The organism is Paenibacillus sp. IHB B 3084 (genome assembly GCF_001447315.1).
Lineage (GTDB): Bacteria > Bacillota > Bacilli > Paenibacillales > Paenibacillaceae > Paenibacillus.
In genome coordinates this window covers 2,241,801-2,259,227 of sequence record NZ_CP013203.1, presented here as the reverse complement: position 1 = coordinate 2,259,227, position 17,427 = coordinate 2,241,801, and the positions used below count along the sequence as shown (strand labels likewise).

The following is a 17,427-nucleotide window of genomic DNA, read 5'->3' as shown; positions in this document are numbered from 1 at the left end:
AGGGTGTCCGCCGTGAGGCGGAATCTGAAGGAAGCTGGCGGCAAAATTCCGACCTGAGGAACACGAACCGCATCAGGCATCCAAAGTGGGATGAGCCTGCAAAACAAGGCAAAATCCAATAAACTGTCCAGACACGAGGACTGTTGCGGACGGCTCAGCCCAGCCCTTGACGATGTTCGGCTTCATTCCGGTGGTAGGTATCAGGGCTCGGTATTGCCAGCCTTCTTCGTGGGCCTGATCGGAGTCAGGCTGGAGCGGGCGTTGCGCAAACGGGTGCCCGAAGCGCTGGATTTGATTCTTACACCGTTTTTAACACTGTTGATCATGATTATACTGGGGCTGTTTGCCATCGGTCCGGTTTTCCATTCTCTTGAAGAGTGGGTACTTCAAGGAACGACGTTTGTACTGGATTTGCCTTTCGGTATCGCAGGGATTGTCATTGGTTTTCTGCATCAGATTATCGTAGTTACGGGCGTGCATCATATATTTAATTTTCTGGAAATTCAACTGCTTGAAAAGAATGGCGTAAACGCCTTCAACGCCATCATTACTTGCGCTATGGCTGCCCAAGGTGCGGCTTGTCTGGCGGTTGGACTGAAAACGAAGAACGGCAAGCTGAAGCGTTAGCGCTTCCTTCCTCGTTGTCTGCTTTTCTGGGGATTACGGAGCCGGCTATTTTCGGGGTCAACCTGAGATATATGAAGCCTTTTGTCATGGGGCTGATCGGTGGGGCAGTCGGCGGGTTTATCGCTTCGATCTTCCATTTGGCGGCTACAGTATTGGCATCTACTGTTGGCGAAGCTCCATATGTAGCATCAACTGATGAAGTCTTTGCATGTAAGGGGAATTTGTAAAAATGGAATAAACAGTAAGAAAGTCCCGTCGTAAAACTCTATAAAATTCTAACTATAAGACCAATAGAACAAATAAATTGAGAACTATCATTTCACGTAACTTAAGTTTTTTTGACTATTAAATGTAAAAAAATGTATAATAAAAACAAAATAAGAAATCCCCGCCGACCAGTTAAGGTTAGCGGGGATTTGCTTTGTTCCTATCCGTTTAAGAACCTCCAACGGTATCGTGAAGATGAATACTATGGTGCTGGTCATAAGCATGATTAGGCCCATTCACGATAAACAGAAAACTAGCTGCAACGATCAAAAGAACCATTTTTCTCAACATTTTCTAACCACACCTTTTCAATAAATTTGAAAAACTCTGCTTTGGTTTCAGGAGCCGTATCACCTTGGAAACGAGCAAACAATCCTGTACAATTTATAAAATATGTCTCATTATTTAGTATATTCGCTTTTAGCATTGCATACATCAAGTATTTAAATCCATCGTTATACATCCCTCGATGCAAATAATAATAAGCCAATTCATAATCAAAACGTGCAAACTGCTCTGGTATAACTTGCTTGGCATACATGTCAGATGCTGGCTGCCCCTCTTGCACAAGAGAGTCAATGATTGTTTCAAAACATTTAAGTGTGTGATCCACATCTAAATGGTATCGGTTAGCCGCAAGCATTACGTTCAACAGCTTAGTTACCATTTCTTTATCGACTTTTGATGCAGCAATATATTCAACATAATCGTTCAGCACACTTGTGTCTCCAGACAGGAGTTTATATATGTAAGTATTACATTGCGCCCAATCTTTATAAAGTTTTATCCAATACAGAGTATCCTCGTCCGTCTCTTTGACCCAATCTAAATTAGCGTAGGCATATGTATAATCTAGAGCTTGTTGAAAATCGCCTTGGGCTTCACAGACACATGCACACAACAGGTCAGCATAGGTGATGTACACAAACATAGGACGACTTAGCTTTTTTTCGGACTCATTATGCTCTCGCTTCTTCTGTTGATGTTTCATCGAATATTGAATTTCCGCTTTCACCTTCATTTTTCGAGCTATTTCATCAAGCATATCCCATTGACGCAAAGACCTGTACACGTTCGCCAAGTCCTTCAATGCGTCAAGCTGGTCTATTTCATCTAGGCGCTCAACAAAAGCTTCAAATATCGTAGCTGCCTTGAGATTTTGGCGTTGATTGGTTCCAGCCTGAATTGTGAATATACGATATTGACAGATTGCCAAGCGTTCAGAATGTTGATACTTTTCCACTTCTGCTACATTCTGATAGAGCAGCAGTGCCGCAGCATGTCGTCCCTGTGCAAATAGCGCTTCCGCAATGTCAAATAGTCTGGGCGAATACAACGGATTGTCCATAATATGTCCAACCATTCGACGGATCGCATCCAGCTTGTCCAGCTCTCCACAACGATATAATAGTGGCTCGATTCGCCGCCAATTCGGGGGAAGGTCGATGATATAATTTTCTATATATAGTTCGTAAAAATAGCCCTCCGGTAACCCCATGGCCAACGTGATTCGGTCAAGCTGTTGTACAGAAACAGGACGATGTTGAGTAATCCAATTACTAAGTGTTCTTTGATGAACACCTGAATATTCCGAAAATTGAGCCAAAGTCAAGTCGTTTTGCTTTAAATAATCTTCCAACTCCGCTAAAACCGTAGGTGTATGCTTCATGTCATATCCACCCTTCACATAAAAATTCCAATTTTTTATATTATTGCATTCTATTGTTGTCCAAAATTAACCATATGTCAATATACTATGCAACCAATATAATATTCAATTTTTGGCATGAGATGAAACAAAAAATACTCTCCGCTAACCTTTGCTGTTAACGGAGAGTGTGATTCTCTATATTTTTTTCTCAGTGTTGTTGTTCTTATTATTTTTCTCAGCAATAAGTAGACCTAGCAGTGTATATCCCCTGTACAATGTTCCAATTAATAGCACTCCACCAGCAATAGAAACAAGAATAATTAACATATTAAGTATAAATAGAACAAAATTAAAATCCAAAATAACACCCTCCCTAAAAATATCTTGATAAAGGAAAAATTTAGCTATACAATGGAAAATGTAACTATATTCTGTATATATTTTAGGAGTTTTTGAAAATTAAGTCAAAAGTTTCATTGTTTCTAGGTCTTGTTTTAGCGTTGAACTTGTCACTCTTGTCATCTGTTTCCTTCGCTAGTAGTGCCCCAGCCTCAAAGACTGAAAAAAATAATGTTGATGTACACGATGTGGTACCGCAAGAATATTTTGATAAGTACAAAGGTATATATAAGAGCAAAGAAGAAGTTTTGAATGCTTTTGGATTGGAATCGCAAAGTAAACAGTCCCTATCAGCACAAGGAGTAGACACCGCCGAAACTGACAAAACCCCTGCATTAAAAGCGAACACTGTTGATGAAATGGCTGCTATAGCTGCTTACATATATGGTCCTCCAACAAATGAATCTTCAAAGGATTCTACTATCATTAATCCAAATGATATAACAGAAGTAGGCGAAAAAACCGATATTCAAGGGCAATCAATCACACCTCAAGCTACTGCAACTAAAAAATTCGAAGTTATTTTGTATGAATTAGCAGGAGGAGTATACACTGTCAAAGGCTATGTCGATTTAAAATATGATTCCTCTACAGGTTTTATTACACAAACAACAGCTACCAGTTCATTAATTGGCGCCACGGCATTTGCAATATGGAGTCCTGATTCTCCAATAATTGATTCCTCAGCAAAATACAAACGAACCATAACTTGGAACGGTACCTTAACGACTAGATTAGCAGGCGAAGAATATTGGAATAAACGTATATCTAAAACAGGCACCTTTTATAGTGGCAATGTCATCGAATAGGTTAGTTTGCTAAGTGTGGTTCAATTTCGTTCAACAGTAGAAGAAATCCCCGCCGACCAGGTTAAGGTTTGCGGGGATTTATTTTGTTCCTATCCGTTTAAGCACCTCCAATGGTAACGTAAGGCTGAATACTATAGTGGTGGTTAAGGGCTTGACCCGGCACAGTAACAATAAACAAAAAGCTAGCCGCGATGATCAGCAGCACCATTTTTTTTAACATTGTTCATCCACACCTTTTCAATAAGATTTAAAAATGCTGCTTTAGTTTCTGAAACCGCATAATCCTGAAAGTGTAAAAAAAGACCCATACAATTTATAAAATAAGTCTCATTATTTAGTTTATGATAACTTATCATTGAATACATCAAATGTTTAAAGCCATCAATGTAAGAACCTCGATGTAAATCATAATAAGCTAATTCGTAACCAAACCACGCGATATAGTCCGGTATCACCTGTTGAGTATACATATCATCGGATGGAGGTTGTTCAGAAAACGAATTAATCTCCGTTTCAAACCGTTGAAGTATATCATCCACGTCCAATTCAAATCGGTTTGCTGCAATTATAACATTCAACAATTTGGAGATTTCCTCTTGTTCATTAGAGCCTGATGTTGCTGCAATATATTCAACATAATCTTGAAGCACACTTATATCTCCTGACAACAGCTTATATACGTAAATATTACCTTCCGCCCAATGTTGAAACAAACCGATCCAGTGTCGGGTATCCTCGTCCGTCTCCTTGACCCAATCTAAATTAGCGTAGGCGTATGTATATTGTAAAGCTTGTTGATAATCGCCTTGGGCTTCGCAGACACTTGCACATAGTAAATCGGCATAGGTGATGTACACAAACATGGGACGACTTAACTTCTTAGTAGATTCATTACGCTCTCGGCTCTTCTGTTGGTGTTTCAAAGTATATTGGATTTCCGCTTTATCTCTCATTTTTCTCGCCATTTCATCGACCTTGTCCCATTTACGCAAAGACCTGTACACGTTAGCTAAATCCTTCAATGCGTCAAGCTGATCTATTTCATCTAGGCGCTCAACAAAAGCTTCAAATACCGCTGCTGCTCTGAGATTTTTGTTTTGATCGTCTCCAATCTGAATCGTGAATATACGGTATTGACAGATTGCCAAGCGTTCGGAGTGCTGGTACTTCTCCGCCTCTGCTACATTCTCATAGAGCAGCAACGCAGCAGCATGTCGTCCTTGTGCTAATAGCGCTTCTGCAATGTCAAATAGTTTAGGTGAATAGAGTAGATTGTCCATGATTTGTCTAACGATTCGACTGATCGCATCCAGCTTGTCCAGTTCTGCACAACGATATAGCAACCGCTCAATTCGACGCATATTGGGGGAGCGTTCGATGATGTAGTTTTCTACATATAAGTCGTAGAAGTAGCCTTCCGGTAAACCCATAGCCTCAGTGATTCGGTCAAGCTGGTTAACAGATATAGGACTATTACCAGTTACAATGCCACTTACTATCCCCCTATTAATGCCTGCAATATGCCCAAACTCGGTCATGCTTAAATCTTGTTGTTTTAGATATTTTTCCAATTCAGCTCTTATCGTAGGTGTGATTTCCATACATAAACCACCCTTCACATAAAAATTCCATAATTTTATATTCTTTCATTCTATTGTTCTCCAAAATTAACCATCTGTCAATATATTATGCAACTAATGTATAAAGGTAAAGTTTGGAATATTAATGTATATGGAAATGGAAAGGACAAGCGATGGAAGCGGAGAGTAAGAGGGTGAGAAACGCACTCCGTACAGAGTGCGACTTGTGAGCGAAGCGCTGGGGCAGCGGTAATTGATCTCAATCCACGCACTCACATGGAGTGCGACCCAGTGCTTAGTTTATCGGGGTCTAACGTAACATTATTTCAATCCACGCACTCACATGGAGTGCGACTTATTATCTTGGAAATGTTTATCAAGGAAGACAAGCGATTTCAATCCACGCACTCACATGGAGTGCGACGTATGATTCAATTCCTGCCGCGCCTCTCTCAAATTTCAATCCACGCACTCACATGGAGTGCGACCCAGCCAGAAAATGAATCCGATGATGATTGACGCATTTCAATCCACGCACTCACATGGAGTGCGACGCCGAAGGCCATCGAGTCGACCGAATAGCTTAATATTTCAATCCACGCACTCACATGGAGTGCGACGCTTCAGCTGACAGACGAAAAAGACAAGACAATCGAGATTTCAATCCACGCACTCACATGGAGTGCGACGTAAAAGGCCCTTCTGAGTACCAACTTCCAGAAAGTATTTCAATCCACGCACTCACATGGAGTGCGACGATGAAGACTTGGATGTCGGGCTGATCTTAAGCGAATTTCAATCCACGCACTCACATGGAGTGCGACTATTGCGTGGGTTTGTGGTGCGGATATTACGCAAGAATTTCAATCCACGCACTCACATGGAGTGCGACAGCGAAAATGCAGTGATTTATACCCTAATGGTATCAATATCATACATTTTCGCAATAAACGATGCCGAAAAGGCTTGAATCAAGCATTGACATTCACCCAGTACAACCCATCCAAGCCTTTTTCGACAAATTTCGAGGTGCGAAGGAACCGGGGTTTTTATGTGAGCTTCACATTCGCACTTTATAAAATGAGGTATTTGTTGTCTATCCAGTTGAATCCAACATACATTTAAATACGGAGTTTCGCAACTTTTTCCAGTCTTTTTCTGCCTTCTCTTTCCACTGTACAAGTCACGCCTAAACGATCGAAGACCGTTCATCCAGAAACTCGGATGGGGAGCAGCCTGTCAGCCGTTTGAATATCCGATGAAAATAGGAAACATCACTATACCCCACATACTCTGAAATTTCACGAATCGTCAGTCGGGATTCGGTCAGCATGTAGATGGCGGTTTTAATACGCTGCGTATGTACATGCTCGCTGATGGTTTGGCGTGTTACCTCGCGCAGCAGGGTAGCTGCGTAGTTGGGTGTTTTACGGATCGCGTCTCCCAGCTCTTCCTTCGTCACCTTTTCCCGATAATGATTCTGAATATACTGCTTCATATGCTCTACATGCTTCTCTTTATCGCAAGAAACGGTACCCTTGTCCCATTCCTGATTGATATAAATCATCGCCTCGGTCAGCAAGCAGTCAGCCATCATTGCATAGTAGCTCGGGCGCTCAGTCCATTGGTAGTACACCGACTTGATCCGTTCATGCAGCATATCGTAGCATCCGAGCTTGATCAGCAACGGCTGTTCTGTATTCAGTAGGGGAAGTGTGTGGTTCGTACATGTTTTGCGGCAATGTATCACATACTTGGTATGAAAAAGCGTAGGAATGCTCTTGCCGTAGTAAGGTAAATGTCCGGGCAGAATCAGCGCTTCTCCCTTGCCGAGAATAAACTTGCAATCGTTCACCCAATATACACATTTTCCAAAGGTAACCAAAATGAACAGTAAGTCATCGTCGCTGCTATTCGGGCCAGCCTTTTCGTACCAGTCTATACCATGGTCCTGTCGCATGTCCTTCATTGTAATCACGAGGCCCACTCTCCGATGTCTTAAAAATGTATTGTACTGTAGTACCTTCATCATACTATAGTTCATAGTCTTGACGCACGGGTACAAGTAAAATAGAACCATAGAAGTTTAATAGATAGAGAACTGAGGATTTTGCAAAAATTCTGAAGTGAAAGTGGAATAGAAACCAAACAGTAAAGACATTCAGGAGGATGACATTACTATGCTTAAAACGAAAATTATCTGTACTATGGGACCTGCCTGCGACTCCATTCATTTGCTAAAAGAAATGATCCAGGCTGGTATGACAGTAGCTCGATTGAACATGGCTCACGGGGAGCTGGAAGATCACGTTAAACGTATTGAAAATGTGCGACAGGCTGCGAAGGAACTGAACACCTTTATTCCCGTCATGATGGATATCAAGGGACCGGAAATACGGATTGGCAAGCTGAAAGAAGCATCCTGTCTGCTGAAGCCAGGTAGCCAGCTTATTTTGACCACGGAAGAAATTTTGGGGGACGAGCATCGTATTTCGGTCAACTACCCGGATATGCCAAAGGATATCAAAGCAGGCGACCGTATTCTCATTGATGATGGCTTGGTCGATCTGACTGTAGCCTCTATTGAGGGAACCGAAATGATCTGTACCATTGTAAGCGGCGGTATTTTGAAACCGAGAAAAGGTGTGAACCTGCCAGGGATTCATACGACCCTTCCGGGCGTAACAGAGCGCGATGTGAAGCACATCCAATTCGGAGTGGAGCAGCGTATCGAGCTTATTGCGGCTTCTTTTGTGCGTAAAGGCGATGATATTCGTGAGATCCGTGAGATTTTGAAGGGCCACAACGCCGAGCATGTACAAATTTATTCTAAAATTGAAAATGCCGAAGGTATGGAAAACCTCGATGACATTATCAAGGCTTCGGATGGAATCATGGTAGCCCGTGGTGATCTGGGTGTTGAAGTGCCGATTCAGGACGTACCTGTGATGCAAAAGGAAATGATCGACAAGTGTAACCTGGTTGGCAAACCGGTGATCGTGGCTACACACATGCTGGAATCCATGCAGGTAAACCCGCGTCCGACGAGAGCCGAAGTTAGTGACGTGTTTAACGCTGTTATGCAAGGAGCCGATGTGGTTATGCTGTCGGGCGAATCCGCTGCGGGTAAATACCCTGTCGAGTCCGTGCGGACGATGGCTGCCGTAGCTGCCAGAGCTGAATCTCAATTTGATTATCAAGAGCAGTTCGATAAGCGCAGAGCACGCCAAAGCACGAACATTACCGAGGTCATCAGTCAAGGTGCGGTTAGTTCATCCCTGGAGCTGGATGCCAAAGCGATTATTACGTCTACGGCCAGCGGCTTCACGGCCCGTATGGTGTCCAAATATCGTCCGAAGGCTCCAATTATTGCAGTTACCCCGAACAATACGGTGTTCGCTAAAATTTGTCTGTTATCCGGGGTATTCCCGGTCAAAGGCGATAAGGTAGTGACGACGGATGAAATGTTCGAATCCTCCATCCGCAACGCCCTAAATGCAGGGTATATTCAAAAAGGAGACACCGTTGTCGTGTCGGCAGGCGTTCCTGTCGCCGAGGCCGGTGCCACCAACCTGATTCGAGTACATCAAGTGTAAGCGTAGATACAGACAGCAGAAAGGCGCTGATCCCCAACGGGCTCAGCGCCTTTTTCATGGACTTTTTTTACAGTCCAAACACACTCTTGGCAACGACCTGCGTCAATTCTGCCTTATGGGCTTGGTACTGTTCAGGCGTAATACTCTTGTTGGCCAGCCGCTGATCTAACTGCTCTGTCAACTGAGCCACCTGCAAATCAACGACAGCTTGAGCGTCCCGTTCATTATATTGTGCAATATCTGCCAAGGTTTGACCGTTATACAACGCATCATACAATTGCTCATCCGAGGATACACCCAGTGTTTCCAGCAACTCATCATCCTTGGAAGCCTCACTATCCTGTAGCTGAAGGGCTCTCTCTGGAGCCAGTGCAGAAGCATTGGCCCGACTTCCCCATGTAGAGGACTGCCCAATAGACAACGCCAGTAACAAGGTGCAGATAACCATGATTCGTTTTCGATTCATAAGAGTAAAGTCTCCTTTTGATTTCTTTAAAATTCTGACAGGGTGGAACAGTATATGGATATCCAACGGGAGTAATATTCTTGCCTTTAGCCCATCCGGTTTTTATGTAGTTACCAGATTCTTAAATACATCATACACGCCCAATCTTAGCGCCAGCTTAATACTCGTTTAAAATAAACTAAAAGTGCACATTGTAAACAGGTTACAGCAAAAAAAATTCACCGAGGCTCATAATGGCTCACAGGATGAATAAGATCTATCCTTCGGACCCTGTTTTTTTCTTTGACCAGAGTTTTCGTATCCCGTGAATACAGAGCAGCAGCAGAGGCAGAAAGAGGCCTATAGATAAGACATAAGGTGTCCATATTTTTGCATCCCAGGATTGCTGGTACGGGACATTCGGATAAATGATTACGGACATAACGATCAGGATCATCCCGATAGGGAAGATCAGAGGACGCTCATCTTTCAGATTAAAGATTTGGCTTATCGCGATCATAATCGATTGCATATACAGAGCCATCCTGAAAAAGAGCGAAATAAACCACATGGCGGCCATGATCGCTTCAATACGTTGAAGAAAATTTCCAATGTTTATTTTTTTGGCTAATGAATAGCTTGGATATATATTTCTTGCTGTTAAATCAGGGCCAAAAACTAAAACGGCCAATACAATGAGTACAACCAGAACCAACCCGCCAATCAGGCCTCCTGTTAAAAAGGCTTTACGGGCTTGAACGGGGCGATCTACAAACGGAAAAATCATGAGCAAAACAATATGGCTCAGAAATGCAATACTGATAAAGGATAAAGCGGCAGGCCAAATGGGTCCAACTCCCTTCTCCAGCATCGGTTGAGCGTTCTCCAGTTTGATATTGGATACTACTAAAACGACAAAAGCCGTGTATAGCAGAAGGAACAACGGAAACAATAGCTCAGCAGAACGGGCCAACGTTTCAAGTCCAAGGCGCACACCCATCAATACAATAAGCGCGAAAAGGATGTTGACCGCTTGAATCGGCGTTTCCGGCATCATTTGAGTAGTCAAAAAATTCCCTAAATCATACAACACCGTAGCAGGGCCACCGATAAAAAACGTAATCATAAACAGCAGAGCAATAAATTTCCCCAACCACTTGCCCAAAAGGGTCTCCATGATTTCGATCAGGGTCATCTGCGGATACAGGATGGTGATCGTGTTGTACAGGCATATCAACAGCAGCCCGGCGCCCACTCCGACGAGTGCAGCGATCCATGCATCCTGTTTAGCTGTAGCGGCCATTACAGAAGGGATGACGAGAATTGCAGTGCCGATTGTAAATAATATCGTTAAGATCAACAATTGACGTGTGGAGATTTTGACTTGCTTATGCACCATCCTCACCTCTATTTTCACGTTTATTATCCGGCTTGTTATTCTTGTTTGTCCCCAACCTTTTCAGGGCATGTATACTGAGCAGCAGTAAGGGTAAAAACACCCCGAACGATAGTGCATAGGGAATCCACGTCTTGGTATCATAAGCTTGTTGATAAGGCACATTGGGATATACGATGGTCGACAAGGCGACTAAAAGAATGCCGAGAGGAAGCACTAGCTGGCGGTCATATTTCAAGCGAAAGATTTGGGCTATGGCTGTCACAATGGAGTGCATATACAACGTGATCCTGAAAAAGAGCGAAATAAACCACATCGTAGCCATGATCGCTTCGATACGCTGTAGAAAATTTCCAATGCTAATTTTTTTGGCTAACGCATAGCTTGGATATATATTTCTTGCGGTTAGATCAGGACCTAGTACCAAAATAGCCAATGAAACGACCACGACCAACATCAATCCGCCAATCAGGCTTCCTGTGAAAATAGCTTTACGGGCTTGGTCGAAACGATTGACAGAAGCCGGGAAGATCATGAGCAGAATGATGTGAGGCAGAAACGCTGTACTGACAAAGGACAGGGCAGCAGACCCAATAGGCCCGACTCCAGCCTCCAGTACAGGTTGAACATTTTCCAATTTAATATTGGACACTATCAAACCTGTAAAAGAAATATAAAGCAGAATAAATAACGGAAACATCAGTTCGGCAGAACGAGCTATCACTTCCAGTCCCAGCCGGACAGCCAGCAATATAATAAGCGCAAAAAGAATGTTTACCGCTTGAATCGGTGTTTCCGGTATCATTTGAGTGGTCATAAAATTCCCCAGGTAGAATAAAACGGGAACAGGAGCATTGATGAAAAGTGTGGCGAAAAACAGAAGACCGACAGCTTTGCCCAGCCACTTTCCGAGCAGGGCTTCCATAATTCCAATCAGGCTCTTCTGCGGATACAGCGACGCAAGCTTGATGTACAAATACAAGACGAGAAGCCCGGCCACGACCCCGACAAGCGCGGCCATCCACGCATCCTGCTTGGCTACCTCCGCCATGCCTGATGGGATGATGAGAATTGCGCTCCCAACCGTATATAAAGTCGTCAAGATCATAAGTTGACGTGCTGAGATTTTGATCTGCCCGGGCACCAATTTCACCTCGTCTTATTTTATTAGACCGATATGGGTTAGGAAATCGCTGAATGGTCTATACACGGCTGCGATCCAATCCAGAGGAGTAGGAATAAACCCACTTAATGCACTGGCGCTGCTGATTCCGACCCCAAGAAGGAGCAGGATGGAAAACAGCCAAAGCTCTTTTTTTAACCCCTTTTTCCACATGTAAGGGACCTCAAACATGCATATTGCAGCAGCGACCAGCAGTATGCCCAGAACGTTCCCTATTTTAGGCAGCATCTTTTAACACCTTCTTTGGGAGGTTACTCTTTAATCTCATTCAGGAATGAGCTGCCAATCGTGCCCAAGCGCCGAATTTTGAAATCGACCTTGATATCTACGGGCAATTCTGTAAAATGCTCACGATCCCAATTTTTTTCAGTGCATTCCAGGTCTTCGGATCAGCGCGGTGAATGGCTTCGCCGAATCCGAAAATGTCAGCTTTGTACGATTTTTGAGCTTTTCTGACGGTTGATTTCATAATATCCTCGATCTTTTCTTCCTCTTTCTTCTCCAGCTCATAAATCGTGCTCACCTTGGTCAAATCCAGGCCCTGACACTCGACTTCTCCCACGTTGGCCTCAACATGCATTTTAATATTGATCCGGGGCTCTCCCCTATGCACGCTTCCTTTTATGGCAGTTTGGGTTCGAATGATCTCTGTAACGAATTTTCCGCCTTCGGGGCAGGCCACAAAGCCGACAGAGCTTTGCACTTTGCCGAGAATGTAGTTGTAGCCTCTGCTTTCCGTTTCATTTAGCCACCCGATCAATCTGTCTTTTTTGAATACAGCAAGCCCGGAATACTGTAAACGGACAGGCGGGTCGATTTTTTGGACATTGCTGTTCATTTCTCCCATTTCTGTATTGCCAACGATTCGAAGTCCGGTCAAGACAGGCTGCATTCCTTCACTCGTAATAGCTTTAATTAATTCATCCAAGGTTACGGTCATACTGGGTGACCAGTTTTTCTCCGAAGATTCCAGGGAGGAGAACAGTTTATTTGCCGGAATCGGATCTAAGGGTGTCATAATTTTCAGCGTATCCTCCGCGCTGGTGCCTTTGGACACCACAATATAAAATCGGTGCGGAACTCATGATCCCTGGAGAGTAAATCCAGAGCTTTTGCCATCCCTTCGGTCGCTATCGACTCACCGATTACGCATATGCGCAGGTGAGCAAAATACACTTTACGGGGACTAAGCGTTGTTATTTTTCGGATCGCTTCAAGTACGGTATCGGCTTCCTCTGTATACAATGTGGCTGGAGCCTCGCCTGCCCCTTTTTGGGCCGATACGGCCCTAGGGTCTACAACCTGGACGGAGACCCGGAATTGATCCCCTTGTTTATCAATCCCCATACCGACGGCGATGGCCAGATCATTCAACTCTCTGCGGCTCCAACAGCCCGTCAGAAGCAAGGTCATTGTAAGAATCAGGAACAGACAGGCGGCCTTCCGATTCACGATGCTCCTCCTTTCCATTTGTGCCAGTCCTCTCTATTTCATTCCCGTGGTTTCCGGGGCGGGGTGCTGTTTCGGCGATTCACATTTTTCTGATTAATTAGCCGGGGACGTGTAATCATCATCCAGTGAGGAAGCCGAAAGATGGTATCCTTGGTGTCCGACGGTATTAAAGGGGCAAAAGGAGCCATATAGGGAATGCCAAACGAACGAAGGCTGCACATATGCAGGATGAGAGCAATGCCGCCGACGATAATCCCGAATAGTCCAAATGAAGCGGCAAGCCCCATCAAAGGGAATCGCAGCATACGGAAAGCAATGGACATATTATAGGCAGGCAGAACGAAGCTGGAAATCGCAGTAACGGATACGACAATGACCATCGCCGCTGATATGATCCCAGCCTGGACAGCTGCTTGTCCGATCACAAGTGTGCCTACGATAGAGACGGCCGCTCCAATATACTTGGGCATACGGACACCGGCTTCCCGCAATATTTCAAAAGTCAGTTCCATCATGAGCGCTTCAATAAAGGCAGGGAAGGGGACGGCTTCCCGCTGTGCCGCCAGCCCGATCAGCAGCGGGGTTGGCAGCATTTCCTGATGAAACGTAGTGATGCTAACATATAAGGACGGACCAAGCAGGGAAATAAAGACTCCGGTGTAACGAAGAACCCGAATGAAGCTGCTGATATCGGCACGCTGATAATAATCCTCCGCCGCATGCAGGAAGGAAACAAACAGCGCGGGCACGACAAGCACAAACGGGGTTCCATCCACCAGGATTGCGATCTTTCCTTCCAACAGCTCGGCGGCGATGACGTCCGGGCGTTCGGAGTTGTATACCGTCGGAAAAGGGGTAAATGTTTCGTCCTGAATTAACTCCTCGATATACCCGCTTTCAAGAATGCCGTCTACATCAATGCGATTCAGTCGTTCATGCACTTCTTCGACCAATTTATGGTCCACGATTCCCTTGATATACATGACTGCGACATCGGTTTGGGTCACGCGGCCAATTTGTTTTGTTTCCAGCCACAGGTTCGGATCTTTAATCTTACGTCGGATCAAGGCCGTATTCGTGCGCAGTGTTTCAGAAAATCCCTCTCGTGGTCCACGGACGACATTTTCCGAAGCGGGCTCGGTGACCCCGCGATCTTTCCATCCTCGTGCGCTGGCCACGATTCCCTGCGTCTCACCGTCAACCAAAATGATTGCATCTCCGGACAACAGAGCGTTATATAAGGTTTCAAAGTCGGTAACATCTCGGATGCCCCCGATGGTCAGGGCGTAATCTTTTAAAATCTGCAGAACATGGGAGGAGGTTTGAATCTTGTGCTCCACGTCCCCGGACAAGCTGCTATCCAGCATCATCGACTCCATGATGAAGTCGGAGATTACGTTTTTATCCGCCAAACCGTCGGTATAGAGGATCGCAATGATTTGTTCACCATCCTTGCCGATACGAACTTCTCTTATGATGATGTCGGTGCTGTTACCGAGTGCTTGTCTGATCCGCTGAAGATTTGACCCGATATTTGGACTGAGCTGCGCCTCTGAATGTGCAGGCTTACTCTCGGTGTGCTGGACAGGTGGCTTTTTAAACTTGTTGTGGCTGCTTCTTTTCCGAAAATGCATGAATGTTCGCCCTCTCCTTGCGGATGCTTTTTAATCCAGTATGGACGCAGTGGGCTTCCCATAAACTTACTATTGGAATTTCGATGATTGGAGGGGGAATATGAAAAAACCTCTTTCACAAGAGTGAAAGAGGTTCTCAGGTATCTGCACCAATTACAATTTAGGATTTTTTCCATATTTGTTCTCAGCGGATTGACTGTCTTGGCATAAGAATACAATCAGAATAATTGAGCCAACTAAAGGAATCAAAATGAGTAGAATCCACCATCCGGTTCTGCCTGTGTCGTGCAGTCTACGGGCTATAACGGCCAGAGACGGCAACAGGACAGCCAAAGAATAAAGGTACGTCAAGATCGGAGTTAAGCCCACAAGACCATCGATCAAACCGATTATAAAAGTGGCGATCGTACTGAACAGAACAAACATCCAGTATTCTGTACGTCGTGCTCTACCTTGGAATCCTACATAGTTTTTTAATCCATTTAAATACCATTGCATATATTTTCACCTCCCCAAAAAATTTAAAGGTTTACTTTAAGGTAATTCAAAATTGTTCTTTTAGGTATATCGGCAGGAAAGGTAGGATATGTAATACATTTATTTCATACTATTTGCCATTACTTGCACTCCCTGCCGACACGTAAGTTGGCGATACAAAGTTTTCGCTGTACACTGCTTGTAATTGAACTGTTCAGGGAGGAGATTGTTTGATGTCCAAAGCAGACCATATGCTATCCATCCTCTGGATGTTAAAGCAACGTAGACGAACCGCAGGCGAATTAGCGGATGCGCTGGAAATCAGCGTTCGTTCGGTATACCGTTATATAGATGCGTTGTGCGTCAGTGGGGTTCCGGTTATTGCCGATGCCGGACCTGGTGGCGGCTACTGTCTGCCTGATAACTTCGTCGAAGCACCGTTGTTCTTCGACGCCGAAGAGCAGAAGGCGCTTGTCCAAGCAGCCGCCTTCGTCCGTGGGACGGGATATCCGTATGTCCAAGCGCTTGAACGGGCGCTGGATAAGCTGAAGCGATACAGCAACGTCCAACAAATCGAACGGATGGAGAGCCATGAGCGCGGGATTGAAACGCTCCATACGTCTAATGGGGCAATGGCAGAAATTCTGCAAGAGCTTGAATCAGGCATAGCCAACGGAGACACTCTGGACATGGAATACCGCAAGGGGAATGAAGAAACGGCCTCCTCACGTTCCATTGATCCTTATGGGCTTGTACTTTGGAAGGGGCAGTGGTACAGCATCGCGTATTGCCACCAGCGGCAGGAGATCCGTAGCTTCCGTGTCGACAGAATTATCGGACTCCGGTGTAGTGGCGCGAGCTTCATACGTCCTGCCGATTTCTCTGCGCGCGATTTTCTCCTGCAGAGCTTGCTTCCTGCCCGGGAAAGAGCAGAGGAGTTGGTTGCCGTGGTAATTGAGTCATCCGAGATGATAATAAATGATCTTTGCGGTCATTGGCTATTCGGGCATACCTTGGATCAGCGGGAGGAGGGATGGGCCCGGTTTCTGCTGGACGAAAGCTCATTGCTCACTTATGTCCCATATTTCTTGTTGCCTTATGGGAAAACGCTGTATATTCGGGAGCCAGCGGCGTTGAAGCAGCGGATGATGGTGGTTGCCTCGGAAATGGCTCGCCATTACGAAAATTAATTTTGTCTCTTTGGGAACACTGACTGTAGCTGTCAGTGTCCTTTTTGTATAGTGTAAACGAGTCTTAAGTATAAGAAAGTACAAGCACATATTATTAAGGAGGAACAAAACATGAAAGAACTGAAATATGAGGTCTACATTGGGGGGACGCCCGAACAGGTATGGGCATGTCTGGTCTCTCCGGAGTACGTTCAGCAAATCTATTACGGAAGCATAATCCGTTCCAGCTTCAAGGAGGGGCAATTGCTGGAGTATGTGGGACCGGGCGCTGAGGGCGAAGAAACCGTTCATGTGTACGGGACGCTGCTGGAGTATGCTCCCTTGAAGGCCCTGCGTTTTACGCATAAGGTAGGGCCCTCATACCTGAAAGGGCGAGAGAACTATGAATCCCGGATTTCCTGGCTGATAGAGCCAGTGGGCAGATGCACGAAGTTGTCTCTTATCCATGATGAGTGGCATCCTGACGATCCTTCCTATGGACCGAGTGACAATGCTTGGTGGCATATTCTAAGTAATACAAAAACGTTAGTAGAGACTGGAAACACGCTTGATTTCGAAGGCAACAAATAACAAAGACAACACGGAAAACAGGAATAGAAGCAGTCGGTACTTTTTGAATTTGGCTGGAATAACAGCGTATGGATTTCAATTGCCGGATTCATAAATACAATAGATTTATATAACAAAGGCAGGATGTGCTTCAGCGCATCCTGCCTTTGTT

Annotated in this window: 14 protein-coding genes, 2 pseudogenes and 1 CRISPR repeat array; of the genes and pseudogenes, 5 read left to right on the top strand and 11 right to left on the bottom strand. The window is 44.7% G+C overall.

The genetic code is table 11. From position 1 onward, the window contains the following. Positions 1-127 precede the first annotated feature (127 nt). A pseudogene (locus ASL14_RS10615) lies at positions 128-794 on the top strand (PTS transporter subunit EIIC); the annotation flags it as partial. A gap of 353 nt (positions 795-1,147) precedes the next feature. Here ASL14_RS10615 and ASL14_RS10610 read toward each other — a convergent pair. Then, on the bottom strand, positions 1,148-2,563 hold the full coding sequence (locus ASL14_RS10610; RefSeq protein WP_134911549.1) for a helix-turn-helix domain-containing protein: 1,416 nt from the start codon (positions 2,561-2,563) through the stop codon (positions 1,148-1,150). Between the two features lie 177 nt (positions 2,564-2,740). Next, the gene (locus ASL14_RS27360) at positions 2,741-2,905 is read right to left on the bottom strand and encodes a hypothetical protein (RefSeq protein ID WP_189338287.1); all 165 of its coding nucleotides are present in this window, start codon (positions 2,903-2,905) and stop codon (positions 2,741-2,743) included. A 92-nt stretch (positions 2,906-2,997) separates the two neighbouring features. Between ASL14_RS27360 and ASL14_RS10605 the strand changes: the two genes are divergently transcribed. Beyond that, the gene (locus tag ASL14_RS10605; protein WP_134911548.1) at positions 2,998-3,753 is read left to right on the top strand and encodes a hypothetical protein; all 756 of its coding nucleotides are present in this window, start codon (positions 2,998-3,000) and stop codon (positions 3,751-3,753) included. 182 nt (positions 3,754-3,935) lie between these two features. On the opposite strand, the gene ASL14_RS10600 is transcribed toward ASL14_RS10605, so the two are convergent. Together ASL14_RS10600 and ASL14_RS10595 are read right to left on the bottom strand one after the other, a co-directional pair. Next, on the bottom strand, positions 3,936-5,354 hold the full coding sequence (locus ASL14_RS10600; protein ID WP_134911547.1) for a helix-turn-helix domain-containing protein: 1,419 nt from the start codon (positions 5,352-5,354) through the stop codon (positions 3,936-3,938). A 235-nt stretch (positions 5,355-5,589) separates the two neighbouring features. Beyond that, positions 5,590-6,225: direct repeats of the CRISPR family, unit length 32 nt; unit sequence ATTTCAATCCACGCACTCACATGGAGTGCGAC. Between the two features lie 297 nt (positions 6,226-6,522). Further along, the gene (locus tag ASL14_RS10595) at positions 6,523-7,311 is read right to left on the bottom strand and encodes a helix-turn-helix transcriptional regulator (RefSeq protein ID WP_134911546.1); all 789 of its coding nucleotides are present in this window, start codon (positions 7,309-7,311) and stop codon (positions 6,523-6,525) included. Positions 7,312-7,513: 202 nt separating this feature from the next. Here ASL14_RS10595 and pyk point away from each other — a divergent pair, with 202 nt between their 5' ends. Further along, a complete protein-coding gene (gene pyk, locus ASL14_RS10590; RefSeq protein ID WP_044646452.1) occupies positions 7,514-8,929 on the top strand; it encodes a pyruvate kinase in 1,416 nt (471 codons plus the stop codon). A 67-nt stretch (positions 8,930-8,996) separates the two neighbouring features. Here the strand turns inward: pyk and ASL14_RS10585 are convergent, their stop codons facing one another. The 7 genes and pseudogenes from ASL14_RS10585 to ASL14_RS10555 form a co-directional block, all read right to left on the bottom strand. Beyond that, the gene (locus ASL14_RS10585) at positions 8,997-9,395 is read right to left on the bottom strand and encodes a hypothetical protein (RefSeq protein WP_134911545.1); all 399 of its coding nucleotides are present in this window, start codon (positions 9,393-9,395) and stop codon (positions 8,997-8,999) included. Between the two features lie 256 nt (positions 9,396-9,651). Beyond that, positions 9,652-10,773, bottom strand: coding sequence for a GerAB/ArcD/ProY family transporter (locus tag ASL14_RS10580; RefSeq protein WP_223264282.1), 1,122 nt, complete (start codon positions 10,771-10,773; stop codon positions 9,652-9,654). Continuing rightward, the gene (locus tag ASL14_RS10575; protein WP_134911544.1) at positions 10,763-11,914 is read right to left on the bottom strand and encodes a GerAB/ArcD/ProY family transporter; all 1,152 of its coding nucleotides are present in this window, start codon (positions 11,912-11,914) and stop codon (positions 10,763-10,765) included. Before ASL14_RS10575 ends, ASL14_RS10580 begins: the two co-directional genes overlap by 11 nt. A 15-nt stretch (positions 11,915-11,929) precedes the next feature. Next, positions 11,930-12,181, bottom strand: a complete 252-nt coding sequence (locus tag ASL14_RS10570) for a hypothetical protein (protein WP_134911543.1) — start codon at positions 12,179-12,181, stop codon at positions 11,930-11,932. A 23-nt stretch (positions 12,182-12,204) separates the two neighbouring features. Further along, a pseudogene (locus tag ASL14_RS10565) lies at positions 12,205-13,405 on the bottom strand (Ger(x)C family spore germination protein). Positions 13,406-13,443: 38 nt separating this feature from the next. Continuing rightward, positions 13,444-15,039 (bottom strand): spore germination protein, encoded by a 1,596-nt coding sequence (locus ASL14_RS10560; RefSeq protein WP_134911542.1) that lies wholly within the window; start codon positions 15,037-15,039, stop codon positions 13,444-13,446. A gap of 153 nt (positions 15,040-15,192) precedes the next feature. Further along, positions 15,193-15,537 (bottom strand): DUF805 domain-containing protein, encoded by a 345-nt coding sequence (locus ASL14_RS10555; RefSeq protein ID WP_134911541.1) that lies wholly within the window; start codon positions 15,535-15,537, stop codon positions 15,193-15,195. 212 nt (positions 15,538-15,749) lie between these two features. Between ASL14_RS10555 and ASL14_RS10550 the strand changes: the two genes are divergently transcribed. Then, entirely contained in the window at positions 15,750-16,706 is a 957-nt protein-coding gene (locus ASL14_RS10550; RefSeq protein WP_134911540.1) for a helix-turn-helix transcriptional regulator, read from the top strand. Between the two features lie 111 nt (positions 16,707-16,817). Continuing rightward, complete coding sequence (locus tag ASL14_RS10545; RefSeq protein WP_134911539.1) at positions 16,818-17,276, top strand: SRPBCC domain-containing protein; 459 nt, start codon at positions 16,818-16,820, stop codon at positions 17,274-17,276. Positions 17,277-17,427 lie beyond the last annotated feature (151 nt).

What these genes read in the sequence shown, in the direction of transcription:
- ASL14_RS10610 (WP_134911549.1), bottom strand. Translation starts at nt 2,563, where the DNA reads ATGAAGCATACACCTACGGTTTTAGCGGAGTTGGAAGATTATTTAAAG.
- ASL14_RS10600 (WP_134911547.1), bottom strand. Translation starts at nt 5,354, where the DNA reads ATGGAAATCACACCTACGATAAGAGCTGAATTGGAAAAATATCTAAAA.
- pyk (WP_044646452.1), top strand. Translation starts at nt 7,514, where the DNA reads ATGCTTAAAACGAAAATTATCTGTACTATGGGACCTGCCTGCGACTCC.
- ASL14_RS10585 (WP_134911545.1), bottom strand. Translation starts at nt 9,395, where the DNA reads ATGAATCGAAAACGAATCATGGTTATCTGCACCTTGTTACTGGCGTTG.
- ASL14_RS10580 (WP_223264282.1), bottom strand. Translation starts at nt 10,773, where the DNA reads ATGGTGCATAAGCAAGTCAAAATCTCCACACGTCAATTGTTGATCTTA.
- ASL14_RS10570 (WP_134911543.1), bottom strand. Translation starts at nt 12,181, where the DNA reads ATGCTGCCTAAAATAGGGAACGTTCTGGGCATACTGCTGGTCGCTGCT.
- ASL14_RS10560 (WP_134911542.1), bottom strand. Translation starts at nt 15,039, where the DNA reads ATGCATTTTCGGAAAAGAAGCAGCCACAACAAGTTTAAAAAGCCACCT.
- ASL14_RS10555 (WP_134911541.1), bottom strand. Translation starts at nt 15,537, where the DNA reads ATGCAATGGTATTTAAATGGATTAAAAAACTATGTAGGATTCCAAGGT.
- ASL14_RS10550 (WP_134911540.1), top strand. Translation starts at nt 15,750, where the DNA reads ATGTCCAAAGCAGACCATATGCTATCCATCCTCTGGATGTTAAAGCAA.
- ASL14_RS10545 (WP_134911539.1), top strand. Translation starts at nt 16,818, where the DNA reads ATGAAAGAACTGAAATATGAGGTCTACATTGGGGGGACGCCCGAACAG.